This window comes from Spiribacter aquaticus (assembly GCF_007625215.1).
GTDB classification, from domain to species: Bacteria; Pseudomonadota; Gammaproteobacteria; order Nitrococcales; family Nitrococcaceae; genus Spiribacter; species Spiribacter roseus.
This window is the reverse complement of sequence record NZ_VMKP01000002.1, coordinates 160,845-174,066: the sequence shown is the minus strand read 5'-3', so window position 1 is coordinate 174,066 and position 13,222 is coordinate 160,845. Positions and strand designations below refer to the sequence as shown.

The following is a 13,222-nucleotide window of genomic DNA, read 5'->3' as shown; positions in this document are numbered from 1 at the left end:
TGTGGCTGTTACGCCAGTGTAACGCCCAAGCATCGGAGAACCAGAATCGCGGGTTCGCTGTAAAGGCGTTGTAATCCGGCGCGGATAGCTTTCAATGCTCAAGTTATTCAGGAGGCCACATGAAACGTTCAATGCTTGCTATCGTTGCCGGTTTCATCGGGACCGCTGCGATGGCCCAGGATCTACCGCAGGCCAACAGTGACTGGTTCACCGCCGGGCAGGAGCGCCTGCAGGCCGAACTGGCCAAGGCCCCGAATACCAATACCGCCAAGAACGTCGTGATTCTGATCGCTGATGGCAACGGCGTCGGCACCAACTACGCGACGCGCATGTTCATGGGCCAGAAGGCCGGCGGTTTCGGCGACGACCATGTGATGCATCACGAAACCTTCCCGTCCCTGGGCCTGGTCAAGACCTACAACGTCAACTCGCAGACGCCCGATTCGGCGGGCACCGGCACCGCCATGATGAGCGGCGTGAAGACTGACATCGGTGTTCTGGGCGTTAATGCCAACGTCGACCGCGGCGATTGCTCGACCCTCCCGGGTAACGAGGTGGCCAATGCTTCCGAGGTCTTCACCGAGATGGGCAAGGAAGTCGGCATCGTCTCGACCGCACGGATCACCCACGCGACGCCGGGTGCCGCCTATGCCCACAGTGTCGACCGTAATTTCGCCGCGACCCTGCCCGAGGGTTGCGATACCCAGAAGACCATCGCCGAGCAGCTGCTCGAAGCGATGTACGAGGGCCGTGTCGACGTCGCGATGGGCGGCGGTCGTCGCAACTTCATCACCGGCGACATGACCGATAACGAGGGCGATTCGGGCAACCGGGAGGATGGCCGCAATCTCATCGCGGAGGCTCAGGAAAACGGCGTTGCCTACGCCTGGAACACCGATACGGCTGGTCAGCTGCCAACAGACGGTTCCACGCCGATCCTCGGCATCTTCGAGGACAGCCATATGTCCTACGAAGCCGATCGCGGCGACGAGCCTTCGCTTTCAGAAATGACCGAGATCGCGCTGCGTAATCTGCAGGCGAAGGCAGGTGATGACGGCTTCTTCATGCAGGTCGAGGCGGGCCGTGTCGACCACGCCCACCATGGCAACAACCTGGCCCGCACCGTGACCGACGGCGCCGAGTTCGTCCGCACCATCGAGATGGTCGACGAGATGACCAACGATGAGGATACGCTGCTCATCGTCACCGCCGACCATGAGCATTCCTTCGCGCTGAACGGCTACTGCGGGCGCGGCTCGGATATCCTTGGCCTGTGCATGGGGATCAACAACCAGGGTGTCGAGCACACGGATGAGCCGCTGCTTGGTGCGGATGGCAAGCCCTACACCGTTGGTATGTACACCAATGGCTCCAGCTCGGTCCTGCTCGAGCAGCCCGGTGGCGAGTACTTCGGTTCGCGTCCGGTGGTGACCAACGAGGAAGCGCAGGACATCGACTACGTCCAGCAGGCGTTGGTGCCGAGGTCGTCGGAAAGCCACTCGGCCGAGGACGTCGCCGTCTACGCCAAGGGGCCCTATGCCCACCTGTTTGAGGGCACCCTCGAGCAGAACTACATCTTCCACGTGATGCACCACGCGTTCACCGCCGAGTGACGCGGCGGCCAGCAGGATGCGGAGGGGGGCGGCTGCGTCCCCCTCCGCCATTCTGGCCCTGGGAAAAACCGAGAGGCAATTACGATGACCAGTTTCACACGCCGTCGCGTTGTCATCGGGCTCGCAGCCGGTTTTGTCGCGGGCCTGGCTCATAACGCCAACGCAAAAGACATCCTCAAGCTACGCGAGCTCTACGACGCGAACCAGGATTTCAGTGCACTCGCCAAAGAGCTGCAGGGCACAACGGTCAAGGTTGAGGGGTTCATGGCGCCGCCCCTCAAGGCGGATATCGAATTCTTCGTGCTGACCAAAAAGCCCATGTCGGTCTGCCCGTTCTGTGAGACGGAGGCTGAGTGGCCGGATGACATCCTCGCCGTCTACACCCGCCGCGGCTTCGACGTCGTGCCCTTCAACCGGGGCATCGAGGTGACCGGGGAACTAGCGCTCGGCCCTAAGCGTGACCCCGAGACCGGGTTCCTGAGCATGGTGAGGATTGAAAACGCGCGGTTCAGTTACGGATGACCGGTATCTCACTGGCCATATCCGGGCTGGAAGTCATGGGCCAGGGCGGCCGCAGCATTCTGTCTGTAGCGCACCTGGAGGTGCCCGCCGGCGCGGTCGTGGTCGTGCGCGGGCCCTCGGGGGCCGGCAAGTCGACGCTGCTTTACGCCATGGCCGGGATCATCGCCCCGGCGCAGGGGCGCATCTGGTGGGGCAATACGGACATTGCCGGACGGGATGACCGCGGCCGGGCCGCCTTTCGGCGCGCGAGCGTTGGCTTCATTTTCCAGGAACATCTGCTGTTCGAGGAACTTTCGGCGCTGGGCAACGCGGCGATCACCGCCCTCTACGCGCCCCGCCGCGACCGGCGTCGAATCCGTGAAAGCGCTAACGGCCTGCTCGCCCGTATTGGCCTGAGTGAAAGCGCTGCGCGGCGGTCCGATACGTTTTCGGGCGGTGAGCGTCAGCGGATTGCGGTTGTCCGGGCGCTGGCGGGGGCCGCCCCCGTGATATTAGCCGACGAGCCCACTGCCAGCCTCGACCGACCCAATGCCGATGCGCTGGCGGACGACCTGATGCGGCTGGCGCGCGAAGATGGACGAACACTGGTGGCCGTCAGCCACGATCCCGCGCTGCACGAGCGCGCCGATCACGTCATCGACGTCGTCGACGGCCGTGTCGAAGGCCCAGAGGAATTGCACGATGCCTGACCTCATCGCCGACTTATTGTTCGGTCTGCCACTGTGGATGGAGGACACCCTACTTCTGGTGGTGGCGTTGCTGCCGGTGGTCGTGATCGGGGCGCTGGTGCTGCGCGGTTTCGCTGTGGGTCCGCTCCTGTCAGCGCTCCTACGGCGGCAGGTCTGGGTGAGCGTCGTGTTTACCGCGCTGATCGCGATCTCCATCGGGATAGGCGTCGGGTTGATCGCGCAGGAACGCGGCCTGCGCGAGGGCAGTGCGCGTGCCGCCGATAAGTTTGAAGTCATCATCGCCGCTCCGGGGAGCGAGATCACCGCCATGTTGGCCGCTGTCTATCTGCAGCCTTCGTCGATCCCGCTGATCGATGGGCCGACCTATGCACGGGTGGCCGAACATCCCAATGCCGACCTCGTGGCACCGTTGGCCTTCGGCGATAGCTATGAGAACGCGCCTGTCGTGGGGTCGACGCCTGCCTTCGTTGAGTATCTCTCTGAAGGGCTGGCCGATGGCCGTGTCTTCGCCACCGAGACCGAGGCCATCGCGGGCGCACGAACGCCGCTTGGCGTCGGCGATCGTTTTGCGCCCCAGCACGGGCGTGGCGATGCGACTGAGGGAGCGCACGGGGGCTTTGAATATCAGGTCGTGGGGCGCATGCCAATGACCGGTTCGCCCTGGGATCGCGCCTATATTGTGCCTGCCGAATCCGTCTGGTCGGTGCATGGCCTGGCTAATGGCCATACCCCCGACTGGGACGGGTCCGTCGGCGCACCCTTCGATCCCGCCTACTTTCCCGGCACGCCGGCAGCGATCGTCAAGGCCGATACGCTGGGCGGGGCCTATGTGATGCAGGCCGAGTTCAACACCGATCGCACCATGGCCCTGTTCCCGGGCACGGTTCTGTCGCAGCTACATGCGTTGATGGGCGACATCCGGCAGGTCATGTCGATCCTGGCCGCGGTGACGCAGGTGCTTGTCACTGTGGGGGTGTTGGCCGGGTTAATGATGCTGACGCGGCTGCTATCGCGCCGCCTTGCGCTTCTGCGGGCACTGGGCGCGCCCCGACGATTCAACTTCGCCCTGACCTGGTCCTACGCTGTCACGTTGATTGTGGTGGGCGCCGCGTTGGGGCTTGCGCTTGGCAGCCTGCTGACGCGGGTCATCTCGAGCGTGATCACGGAACGGACGGACATCCTTGTGACCGCATCGCTGGGCTGGTCCGAACTGCACCTGGTCGGCGCCTTCGTGAGTCTGACGGCTCTGTTGGCGCTGATCCCGGCGTGGCTGACGATGACCCGACCCGTCGTGCGCGACCTACGCGGCTGATAACAGAGGGAGTTACCGATGCCTCGGAAGTTTCTGATTTCTCTTGCTCTCGTTTCCGGACTGGTCGGGCTCTCTGCCCAGGCGGCTGAGGACGACCATGAAGACGACCATTTGTCGACGGTGGGCGATGTCCGCCTGCTCCACGGGTGGACTCGGGCGACCACAGCCGACAATGCGCTCGTATTCGTCGAAATCGAGAACACCGGCAGCACGCCCGTCACTCTGAGCGGTGGTGCGACGCAACTGGCAGAGAGCGCGGCTCTGGTGGGCTTCACGCTCACGGACGGTAAGCCCAGCTATCCCGAGTTGCCGGGCCTGCCGGTGGCGCCCGGTACCCAGATGGTGCTGGCCCCACAGGGTGTAGCGCTGCGGCTCGACGGGCTGTCGCGGGATTTGACTGAGGGCGATCGCTTCGACTTGACGCTTGATTTTGCCGAGACCGAGGCGGAGTTGACGGTCGAGGTTGAGGCCGCGGACGCGACTCAGCACGGTCACGCGGGTCACGCGCATTGATCGGTTGGGCATGGCGGATCGCGCTTCTGGCGCTGGTGCTAATCACGCTACCCGCCGGGGCGCAGCCGGTTGACGAGGGGGCGCGACTGGATGGCCTGCTCGTCGGCGAGATGGCTCAGCTCCAGGTTCAGGCGCGGTCCGTGCCGGACGTTGCCTTTAATGGTGCGGACGGTACGCCGATGACGCTCGGGGCCTTTGCGGGCAAATATGTCCTGGTCAACTTCTGGGCACACTGGTGCACTCCCTGCCGCGAGGAGATGCCGCACTTGTCGGACCTGCAGGCCGAAATGGGTGGCGAGGCGTTCGAAGTCGTGACCATCGCGGTGGGGGGCAATCGCGCCGGTACCATGGACCGCTTTCTGGAGGAGGTGGGCGCGCAGAACCTGCCGCTCCATACCGATCCGGGCGGCGACCTGTCGGGCGCCATGGGCGTACTGGCTCTGCCGGTGTCCGTGCTCGTCAACCCCGATAGTCAGGAACTTGCGCGGTTTCAGGGCGCGGCCGATTGGGCAAGCCCGGAGGCGTTTGAGCTGGTGCGCTACCTCATAAAGAAATGAGATACGGTTGCAGGGGCGGATCGGCGCTGTGAGCCTGTGAGGATGATGCGTACAAGTCGATGGGCGCTCGCGCAATGGGCCTGAATGCGCCACTCGCCCTTGCTCTGCAGGGCGGTGGATCTCACGGGGCATTCACCTGGGGTGTGCTTGACGGCTTGCTGAGCGCGGGCATGCGGCCGGCGGGGATGAGTGGGACCAGCGCGGGCGCCCTGAACGCCGCCGCCCTTGCCGCAGGCTGGGCGGCAGGCGGTAAAAAGAGCGCGCGCGCGTCATTGCGGGCGCTGTGGGAGGGCATTGGGCAGATTAATGCGCCCTTGCCGTCACCCTGGCGGTCCGATGGGGCGTTTCAAGGCCAGACGCTGAAGGCGGTCACGCAGATGGTGTCGCCCTATCAGTTCAATCCCACGGGGTTCAATCCGCTACGCCGGTTACTCGGAGAGTGTCTGGACTGGGAAGCGCTGCGTGCAGCGGATCAGTGGCCATTATTCATTGCAGCGACCGAAGTGGCGACCGGCCGGCTGCGATTGTTCCAGCGCCACGAATTGAGCGTGGATGCGCTTCTCGCCTCCACCTGTATTCCCACGCTGTTTCAGGCGGTTGAAATTGACGGGCGTTTTTACTGGGACGGTGGCTTCGCCGCCAATCCGGCGTTGCTACCCCTGATCGAGACAGCGCCTTCGAGTGACTTGATGCTGGTTCAGTTGCTGCCGGAATACACCCCGGGAATGCCGCCCCGACGCGTTGAAGGTATCCTGCAGCGCAGTCGGGAGCTGGGGTTCAGCGCGCATCTGCTCAGAGAGCTTGAATGGCTGGCCGTCATGCAATCGGATTCAGGGTGGCTTGGGCGTTGGTCGATCTCCCGGCGGCGCCGGCGGGTGGCCCGCCTCCGTTTTCATCACCTGGATGGTGGCGCTGCAGTGACTGGTCAATCGGGCGCAAGTCCACTGGATACGGATAGCGGGTCGCTTGATGCCCTTCATGATGCGGGTCAAACGGCCGCGCGGCACTGGTTGGAGGCGCATGCCGGCAGCATTGGCCGACGAAGCTCCCGGCCGCTCAGTGATTTTGGGGCTTACAGGCCCGGTGGTGCAGACCCGTGAGACCTTTCACGATGTCGATATGATCGTGGAAGGACTTGTCAATCTGAGTCGGCGGCGGCTACAGCCGCTGCTTGCGCAGGCGAGGATCGTGAAGGTCAAACGCCTGTTTCTGTATTTTGCCGACCGCCACCGCCATCAGTGGGCCGCGCATCTCAACCCGGACCGGATCACGCTTGGCAAGGGCAAGCGCGCGCTGGCCAAAGGTGGACGCCTGGATCGTAAATACAACATAACGATACCGGAGGACATGGATGCCATTTGGTGAGGTTCATCGCTGGCGTGGACGCTCTGGCGTGTTCACTGGTTCGGTGGCCTCGTGCGGTCCTGCCGCGGTAACCTCGTCAAGTCACGTAAGCGCCGCACGGCAAAGATCGGTGTGGGGAGTGACCGCCGTCACAGTGCTCCAATCACCGTGGAGGCGGTTCGTGCACTGTCCGATGAAGATGGGCAAGGAGGCCCGTGATCTTGCCCATTAACAGTGGACACTCGATTAGCCGACTATCCGGGCCTCCAACGCATCAGGGCTGATGGCCTCGCGGGTGGAATGGCGCGGGGTATCGGGGAGACAGCATCATCCGGGACGTGACACGTAAGCAAACGACGCATGAGGGACGGGCGCTGGCGGTCACCAAAGAGCTGATAGGTAGTTCCCTCGCCCAGGAAGTAATACTAGAGTGTCACTTATAGCCTGATTGAGGGTCATCCCATGAAAGTTGAACTTGTTACGAACCTCAAGCGCCAAGCGACAAAGATCCTGGCTGAGCTTCACGGGTCAAAAGAGCCGGTCCTGATCACCGAGCACGGCCAGCCATCGGCGTACCTTGTCGATGTGCAGGATTACGAGTTCATGCAGCGCCGACTTGAACTGCTTGAGGGGCTCTCGAGGGGAGAGCGTGCCGTACTTGAGGGAAGAACGTACAGCCAGAGTGAGGCCAGGGAAAAAATGGGTAGATGGCTGAAGTAGTCTGGACGGAGCCTGCCCTTTGGGGGCTGGATGCGATCGTTGAGTATATTGCTCTGGATAGTCCTGCTGCCGCAAGTCGTTTGGTCCAGGAATTTTTCAATAAGACCAAGCGCTTGGGAGACTTCCCTCAATCCGGGCGAATTCCTCCGGAGCTCCCTGATTCGGTATACAGAGAACTGGTGTTGCCACCGTGTCGCATTTTTTATCGCGAGGATGGGGGCGACGTTCTGGTCCTCTATTTCATGCGGGGAGAGCGGGAGCTTCGTGCATACATGCTTGGGGTCCGCTAATTGGCAACGCCGCCCAATCCCGCTATACCCTCGTCCTCAACGACAGGCGCGTAGCTCAGTAGGTTAGAGCACCACCTTGACATAGTGTGTTCGCACATTTGTCAGACCTCCCCACATAGTGAAATCAATCACTTAAAGAGCAGAAAGCGCCATATGGCGCCACTTTTCGCATCATATGTGCCTCCGTTTAAGGCACAAAATCCAAAGCCCTCGCGACAAGCTCGTGCTGAGTACCACTCGATTTTGCGCCGAGCGCACAGAATTAATTGTCAATACAGTGACAAGCACTTCGAACATTTCTGTGCGCAAACGTGGTTGCCTGGCATTGGATCCAGGTCACCGTCCGGCCGGTGGATAATGGCCCTTGCTTGGGAGCAGGCGGTGGTATCGCTTCAGGCGATGCTCGACCTGCCGGTGTCGGTGAGCGAACGCATGGCGCTGGGGCGGGTGGAGATGTGAGGCGAGTCGTGCTCCCGGCTCGGGAAGAGGTAGTTTCGGGGTTGCAGGTGGGCCTCGCTCACCCAGGCTTCTAAGGCCTGTCGCGTCTGCGGGGTGAGCTCGAACTGAACGGGGCGGCCGGTCTTCTTCTGGATGACGGCGGCCCGTTTGACGGCCCAACTGCCGTGGACGACATCGGGAATCTGGAGGCTGACGAGATCGCAGCCTCGGAGTTTGCTCTCGATCGCCAGGTTGAACAGGGCGAGCTGGCGCGTGTTGTGCTAGAGCTGGAGGCGGATGCGGATGCCCGAGACCTCCGGGAGTTTCAGAGGTGGCTTCTGGCCGATCAGGTGGCCCTTGTTGCACGGGGAGTGCGCGATCGAGGGGTGCGGGTTCGGGGCAATGATGGTCATGGCTCGGTATCTCCGGTTCAGGTGGGGAGATTAAGCATTGAACATGACGACGTGCACCGCCTTGCCTGGACAGGTCTGCCCGTTTCGTTTTTTGCGTTTTTCGATTATTACGCTTAGTATCGAGTCAGTAGACACATGCATCCTCGGAGCAGCTATGCAAACACCCAGTGGCGATAACGAACTCCCGGATCATGAGGCCACTGCACTCGCGCGTGCCAGTGCCACAGAGCTAAGCAAGCTCCTATCCCGGCAACCGGAATCCGATAGGGCCCGCGTTCAACTCGACGGCACCGATCTCGTGCTGCCGCGCCAGGCGCTCGCGCTACTGCGTGACCTGCTTGCCGAGATGGCCCAGGGCAATGCGGTGACGATCGTGCCAACGCACGCAGAGCTGACAACGCAGGAAGCGGCGGACATCCTCAACGTCTCCCGCCCCCATCTCGTCAAGCTGCTGGAGCGGGGCGAGATCCCCTTCTCGAAGGTGGGCACCCATCGCCGCATCCGATACCAAGACCTGCTGGCCTACAAGGCGGAGTGCGATCGTGCTAGCCAGGAAGCTCTGGATGCGCTGACCGAGCAGGCACAGGACCTGGATATGGGGTACTGAGGTGCGCTTTGTCGTCGTTTTCGATGCGTGCGTCCTCTACCCGGCACCCATGCGGGATTTCCTGATCCGGCTTGCCACGGCCGGGCTTTTCGCGGCGAAGTGGACCGACCGGATTCACGACGAGTGGACAAGGAACCTGCTTGCACAGCGGCCCGACTTAGCGGGTGCGCTGGAGCGCACCCGCTCACTGATGGATCACGCGGTACACGACTGCCTGGTTGAAGGCTACGAGCCGCTGATTGAGGGATTATCTCTGCCAGATCCGGATGACAGGCATGTTCTCGCTGCAGCAATTCGCGCTGGTGCGCAGTCCATCGTGACCATCAATATCAAGGATCTTCCGGCATCGTCTCTCGCGCCGTACGGGATCGAGGCTGTTCATCCGGACACGTTTGTGGAGCAACAGCTCGATCTTCATGAGGGTGCGGTGGTGACCACCGCCAAACGCCACCGCGGTGCGCTGCGCAACCCTCCGAAATCCGTTGACGAATACCTTGAGACGCTCGCCGCTCAAGGGTTTGTCGTCACAGCCGATAGACTGCGCCAATTCGCAGACGTCCTCTAATCTCATGACTCTTGCCGCCAAAGGACGCTTAACGAAACCGTCCGTGTTGGTGGGGTAGAACCCCGCAGTGACTCCGGGCGATGGGGTAGAACCCCAGGGTGAGGGGAATGCATTCGAGATTGGGGGCGCCAAATGGATAAAGAAAACTTCCCGAAGCTAGTTAATGACCTGTATGGGATCGTACGTAACCTAGAGGCGATGTTCCCGGGCAGACACTTCACACCCGATGGCCATCTCGTTGGTAGTCTCGGGGAATGTCTGGCGGCATACCACTACGGTTTCGATCTGCTCCCGGCCTCTACAATCGGTGGCGATGCGCTGAAAGCAGGATTAAGGATCGAGATCAAGGCAACCCAAGCGAAAGCGGTCGGGTTGCGGTACCAGCCGGAGCATCTGCTGGTCCTGAAATTGGACCAACTGGGTGGCTTCGAGGAGGTCTATAACGGCCCGGGCGATATCGTCTGGAAAGAGTTCGATGGGAAGCCTAAACCAAGCAATGGGCAGTATCGCATCGCCTTATCCAGGCTCTCTGTCTTGATGGAGCAAGTACCTAGTGAGAGTCGGCTGGCAATGGAGAATCCGAACGACTAAGTCCTGCATCTATATCCGGGGAGATCAGGACGTGGATAGGTCTCGAAGATTGAGCGTCGGCCTGCAGCTAAGCTATACAGGCTGACCAGGTGGTACTCGAAATTCGCCTGCTGGACTCGGCATCGGTACAGCGGACTTTGGCCGGTCATGGCACATCTATGGCACATACAAGGCGCAGAGGCGACTATGACTGGTTATGCGGGCCTTCGGTCTACGGTAAATGGATAGCTCCGTATTGCTCTGCACCCATCTTCCAGGTTCGCGACCAGGCCTTGATTCAATCGCAAAAACAGCAACTTAAAATCCCCCTTTGGCAACGCCGCCCAATCCCGCTATACTCTCGCCCCTGACGATAGGCGCGTAGCTCAGTAGGTTAGAGCACCACCTTGACATGGTGGGGGTCGGTGGTTCGAATCCACTCGCGCCTACCACATCCTGTCCGCTCACCAATGCAAGTGGCCTCTGGTATGGGTCACCACTGTGGAGTCCTGAATGCCCCTCATTACTCTTCCTGACGGCAGCCAACGCGAGTATGCCGAGGCGCTGTCCGTCCTCGATATTGCCAGCGATATCGGTGCGGGCCTGGCGAAGGCGACCATTGCCGGTCGCGTCAATGGCACGCTTGTTGACGCCGTCGACCTTGTTGACGACGACGCCGAGCTGCAGATCATCACCCCGCGCGACGCCGAAGGCCTCGAGATCATCCGCCACTCCTGCTGCCATCTGCTGGGTCAGGCGGTCAAGCAGCTCTACCCCGAGGCGCAGATGGCGATCGGCCCGGTGGTGGAGGGCGGGTTCTACTACGACATCCGCTACGACGCCGGCTTTCATCCGGAGGATCTCGAGCGCATCGAACAGCGCATGGCAGAGCTGATCGATCAGGAATACGACGTCATCAAGCATGTCACGCCGCGATTCGAGGCGCTGCAGCTGTTCCGTGAGCGCGGCGAGAATTACAAGGTCGAGTTGATCGAGAACCTCACCGACGTCGATTCGATGGCGCTCTACCATCATCAGGAATACGTCGACATGTGCCTGGGCCCGCATGTGCCCAACACACGATTCCTCAAGGCATTCAAGCTCACGAAGCTGGCTGGCGCCTACTGGCGCGCCGATGCCAACAACGAGATGCTCCAGCGCATCTACGGCACCGCGTTTGCCGATCGCAAGGCGCTCAAGGCGCATCTGAAGTTTCTGGAAGAGGCGCAGAAGCGCGACCACCGGCGCATCGCCCGCAGTCAGGATCTTTTCCATATCCAGGAAGAATCGCCGGGGATGGTGTTCTGGCACCCCAATGGCTGGCGGATCTACACCACCCTGCAGGACTATCTGCGCGGACGGCTCTCTGAGCATGGCTATCAGGAGATCCGTACGCCCGAGCTGGTGGATCGCAGTCTCTGGGAGCGTTCGGGGCACTGGGAGAAGTTCCGCGAGGACATGTTCACGACGCACTCCGAGCATCGTGATTACGCCGTCAAGCCCATGAACTGCCCCTGCCATGTGCAGGTGTACAACCAGGGCCTGAAAAGCTACCGCGATCTGCCGCTGCGGCTTTCGGAATTCGGCAACTGTCATCGCAATGAGCCATCGGGGACGCTCCATGGGCTGATGCGGGTGCGCAATTTCACCCAGGACGATGCCCATATATTCTGTACCGAAGACCAGCTCCAGGCCGAGGTGTCGGCGTTCCTCGACCTGGCCTTCAGCGTCTATCGCGACTTCGGTTTTGATGATGTCCAGGTAGCCCTGTCCACCCGCCCGGCCAAGCGCGTGGGCGAGGACGGGTTGTGGGATCGTGCCGAGGCGGCCCTCGAACAGGCCCTGTACGCCAAGGACATGGGCTTTACCGTCAACCCGGGCGAGGGCGCGTTCTATGGGCCCAAGATTGAACTGTCGATGCGCGATTGCCTGAATCGGGTCTGGCAGTGCGGGACCATGCAGGTCGACTTCTCAATGCCCGGTCGACTGGATGCCGAGTACGTCACCGAGAGTGGGGATCGCGCCGTCCCGGTGATGCTGCATCGGGCGATCTTTGGCTCGTTCGAGCGCTTCATCGGCGTGCTGACCGAGCACTACGGCGGTGACTGGCCCGTCTGGCTCGTCCCCACCCAGGTGCAGGTGGTCAATATCACCGATCGCCAGGCGGATTATGCGGAGACCATCCGGAAACATCTGACGGACCGGGGTTTTCGCGCCGAGTCCGACTTGAGGAACGAGAAGATCGGCTTTAAGATCCGTGAACATACGATTCAGCGGGTACCGTATATGGTCGTTGTCGGCGATCAGGAGCGGGACACCGGCGCTGTGGCGGTCCGCACCCGCACCGGTGAGGACCTGGGGTCGATGTCGCTTGAGGCACTGATTGACCGGCTGGACCGTGACGTGGCCCGTTTGGGCCGAACGCTTGTGGAGGATTGAAGCATCGCTATACGCAGAAAGCCGGGGGCACGTCGCCAGCAGCCCGGCGCCGGTGAAAACCGGCGGATCAACGAAGACATCCAGGTCCCGCGGGTCCGGATGATCGATGAAAACGGCGAGCAGGTCGGTATTGTCGATACGACCGAGGCTGTTGAGCGCGCCGCCGGCGTCAATCTCGATCTGGTTGAGCTCGACCCCAACGCCGATCCGCCCGTCTGCCGGGTCATGGACTTCGGCAAATGGAAGTTCGAGCAGTCCAAAAAGCAGCAGGCGGCCAAGAAGAAACAAAAGCAGATCCAAGTCAAGGAAGTGAAATTCCGGCCCGGGACCGACTCGGGTGACTACGAAGTCAAGCTGCGCAACCTCAGGAAATTCCTTGAGGACGGCGACAAGGTCAAGGTCACCCTGCGATTCCGCGGTCGCGAGATGGCGCATCAGGAGCTCGGACTCGAGCTGTTGCAGCGCGTCGAAAAAGATCTCGAGGACGATGCCACCGTCGACCAGCGCCCCAAGATGGAAGGCCGGTTGATGGTGATGACGATGTCTCCCCGCAAGGGGAAATAGCGGAGGCTCATGGCCTCCATTGGGTGAGCACCCGGTCGGCCGGGTGTTCTTTTTTGTGGCAACGGA

The 13,222-nt window shown here is 61.6% G+C and carries 16 protein-coding genes, 1 tRNA gene and 1 pseudogene; 17 read left to right on the top strand and 1 reads right to left on the bottom strand.

The window, feature by feature from the left end; genetic code table 11:
• Window positions 1-119 precede the first annotated feature (119 nt).
• From FPL11_RS04190 to FPL11_RS04145, 10 genes are all read left to right on the top strand, one after another.
• Window positions 120-1,613 carry an alkaline phosphatase gene (locus tag FPL11_RS04190; protein WP_144347545.1) on the top strand — a complete coding sequence of 498 codons (1,494 nt, stop codon included), beginning with the start codon at window positions 120-122 and terminating at the stop codon, window positions 1,611-1,613.
• Between the two features lie 84 nt (window positions 1,614-1,697).
• The gene (locus FPL11_RS04185) at window positions 1,698-2,135 is read left to right on the top strand and encodes a hypothetical protein (RefSeq protein ID WP_144347544.1); all 438 of its coding nucleotides are present in this window, start codon (window positions 1,698-1,700) and stop codon (window positions 2,133-2,135) included.
• Window positions 2,132-2,824: an ABC transporter ATP-binding protein gene (locus FPL11_RS04180; protein ID WP_144347543.1), complete on the top strand. Its 693-nt coding sequence runs from the start codon at window positions 2,132-2,134 to the stop codon at window positions 2,822-2,824. The genes FPL11_RS04185 and FPL11_RS04180 overlap by 4 nt, the downstream gene beginning before the upstream one ends.
• Window positions 2,817-4,136, top strand: a complete 1,320-nt coding sequence (locus tag FPL11_RS04175; RefSeq protein ID WP_144347542.1) for an FtsX-like permease family protein — start codon at window positions 2,817-2,819, stop codon at window positions 4,134-4,136. The genes FPL11_RS04180 and FPL11_RS04175 overlap by 8 nt, the downstream gene beginning before the upstream one ends.
• Before the next feature lie 18 nt (window positions 4,137-4,154).
• Window positions 4,155-4,649, top strand: coding sequence for a copper chaperone PCu(A)C (locus tag FPL11_RS04170; protein ID WP_144347541.1), 495 nt, complete (start codon window positions 4,155-4,157; stop codon window positions 4,647-4,649).
• Entirely contained in the window at window positions 4,646-5,206 is a 561-nt protein-coding gene (locus FPL11_RS04165; protein WP_144347540.1) for a TlpA family protein disulfide reductase, read from the top strand. Before FPL11_RS04170 ends, FPL11_RS04165 begins: the two co-directional genes overlap by 4 nt.
• A 59-nt stretch (window positions 5,207-5,265) precedes the next feature.
• Window positions 5,266-6,306 carry a patatin-like phospholipase family protein gene (locus FPL11_RS04160; RefSeq protein ID WP_235013441.1) on the top strand — a complete coding sequence of 347 codons (1,041 nt, stop codon included), beginning with the start codon at window positions 5,266-5,268 and terminating at the stop codon, window positions 6,304-6,306.
• The gene (locus FPL11_RS10080) at window positions 6,290-6,571 is read left to right on the top strand and encodes a type IV toxin-antitoxin system AbiEi family antitoxin domain-containing protein (RefSeq protein ID WP_222103841.1); all 282 of its coding nucleotides are present in this window, start codon (window positions 6,290-6,292) and stop codon (window positions 6,569-6,571) included. Before FPL11_RS04160 ends, FPL11_RS10080 begins: the two co-directional genes overlap by 17 nt.
• 441 nt (window positions 6,572-7,012) lie before the next feature.
• Entirely contained in the window at window positions 7,013-7,270 is a 258-nt protein-coding gene (locus tag FPL11_RS04150) for a type II toxin-antitoxin system Phd/YefM family antitoxin (protein WP_144347538.1), read from the top strand.
• Window positions 7,258-7,560 (top strand): type II toxin-antitoxin system RelE/ParE family toxin, encoded by a 303-nt coding sequence (locus tag FPL11_RS04145; RefSeq protein WP_144347537.1) that lies wholly within the window; start codon window positions 7,258-7,260, stop codon window positions 7,558-7,560. The genes FPL11_RS04150 and FPL11_RS04145 overlap by 13 nt, the downstream gene beginning before the upstream one ends.
• Before the next feature lie 521 nt (window positions 7,561-8,081).
• Here FPL11_RS04145 and FPL11_RS10255 read toward each other — a convergent pair.
• A pseudogene (locus FPL11_RS10255) lies at window positions 8,082-8,243 on the bottom strand (integrase); the annotation flags it as partial.
• On the opposite strand from FPL11_RS10255, the gene FPL11_RS10075 reads away from it, so the two are divergent.
• The 7 genes from FPL11_RS10075 (at window position 8,184) to infC (ending at window position 13,156) form a co-directional block, all read left to right on the top strand.
• Entirely contained in the window at window positions 8,184-8,528 is a 345-nt protein-coding gene (locus FPL11_RS10075; RefSeq protein WP_159308465.1) for a hypothetical protein, read from the top strand. The pseudogene FPL11_RS10255 and the gene FPL11_RS10075 overlap by 60 nt on opposite strands.
• Before the next feature lie 37 nt (window positions 8,529-8,565).
• Window positions 8,566-9,018, top strand: a complete 453-nt coding sequence (locus tag FPL11_RS04135) for a helix-turn-helix domain-containing protein (RefSeq protein WP_144347536.1) — start codon at window positions 8,566-8,568, stop codon at window positions 9,016-9,018.
• Window positions 9,019-9,067: 49 nt separating this feature from the next.
• Window positions 9,068-9,583, top strand: coding sequence for a PIN domain-containing protein (locus FPL11_RS04130; protein WP_144347535.1), 516 nt, complete (start codon window positions 9,068-9,070; stop codon window positions 9,581-9,583).
• 132 nt (window positions 9,584-9,715) lie between these two features.
• Entirely contained in the window at window positions 9,716-10,174 is a 459-nt protein-coding gene (locus FPL11_RS04125) for a DUF6998 domain-containing protein (RefSeq protein WP_144347534.1), read from the top strand.
• 354 nt (window positions 10,175-10,528) lie between these two features.
• Window positions 10,529-10,605: transfer RNA gene (locus FPL11_RS04120), tRNA-Val, on the top strand.
• Between the two features lie 61 nt (window positions 10,606-10,666).
• Window positions 10,667-12,592: a threonine--tRNA ligase gene (gene thrS, locus FPL11_RS04115; RefSeq protein ID WP_144347533.1), complete on the top strand. Its 1,926-nt coding sequence runs from the start codon at window positions 10,667-10,669 to the stop codon at window positions 12,590-12,592.
• A 3-nt stretch (window positions 12,593-12,595) separates the two neighbouring features.
• Window positions 12,596-13,156 carry a translation initiation factor IF-3 gene (infC, locus tag FPL11_RS04110; protein ID WP_425473427.1) on the top strand — a complete coding sequence of 187 codons (561 nt, stop codon included), beginning with the start codon at window positions 12,596-12,598 and terminating at the stop codon, window positions 13,154-13,156.
• Window positions 13,157-13,222: the final 66 nt, after the last annotated feature.

Excerpts from the sequence above, each read along its gene's own strand:
- FPL11_RS04190 (WP_144347545.1), top strand. The coding sequence starts at position 120 with ATGAAACGTTCAATGCTTGCTATCGTTGCCGGTTTCATCGGGACCGCT.
- FPL11_RS04185 (WP_144347544.1), top strand. The coding sequence starts at position 1,698 with ATGACCAGTTTCACACGCCGTCGCGTTGTCATCGGGCTCGCAGCCGGT.
- FPL11_RS04180 (WP_144347543.1), top strand. The coding sequence starts at position 2,132 with ATGACCGGTATCTCACTGGCCATATCCGGGCTGGAAGTCATGGGCCAG.
- FPL11_RS04175 (WP_144347542.1), top strand. The coding sequence starts at position 2,817 with ATGCCTGACCTCATCGCCGACTTATTGTTCGGTCTGCCACTGTGGATG.
- FPL11_RS04170 (WP_144347541.1), top strand. The coding sequence starts at position 4,155 with ATGCCTCGGAAGTTTCTGATTTCTCTTGCTCTCGTTTCCGGACTGGTC.
- FPL11_RS04160 (WP_235013441.1), top strand. The coding sequence starts at position 5,266 with ATGGGCGCTCGCGCAATGGGCCTGAATGCGCCACTCGCCCTTGCTCTG.
- FPL11_RS04150 (WP_144347538.1), top strand. The coding sequence starts at position 7,013 with ATGAAAGTTGAACTTGTTACGAACCTCAAGCGCCAAGCGACAAAGATC.
- FPL11_RS04145 (WP_144347537.1), top strand. The coding sequence starts at position 7,258 with ATGGCTGAAGTAGTCTGGACGGAGCCTGCCCTTTGGGGGCTGGATGCG.
- FPL11_RS04135 (WP_144347536.1), top strand. The coding sequence starts at position 8,566 with ATGCAAACACCCAGTGGCGATAACGAACTCCCGGATCATGAGGCCACT.
- FPL11_RS04130 (WP_144347535.1), top strand. The coding sequence starts at position 9,068 with ATGCGGGATTTCCTGATCCGGCTTGCCACGGCCGGGCTTTTCGCGGCG.
- FPL11_RS04125 (WP_144347534.1), top strand. The coding sequence starts at position 9,716 with ATGGATAAAGAAAACTTCCCGAAGCTAGTTAATGACCTGTATGGGATC.
- thrS (WP_144347533.1), top strand. The coding sequence starts at position 10,667 with ATGCCCCTCATTACTCTTCCTGACGGCAGCCAACGCGAGTATGCCGAG.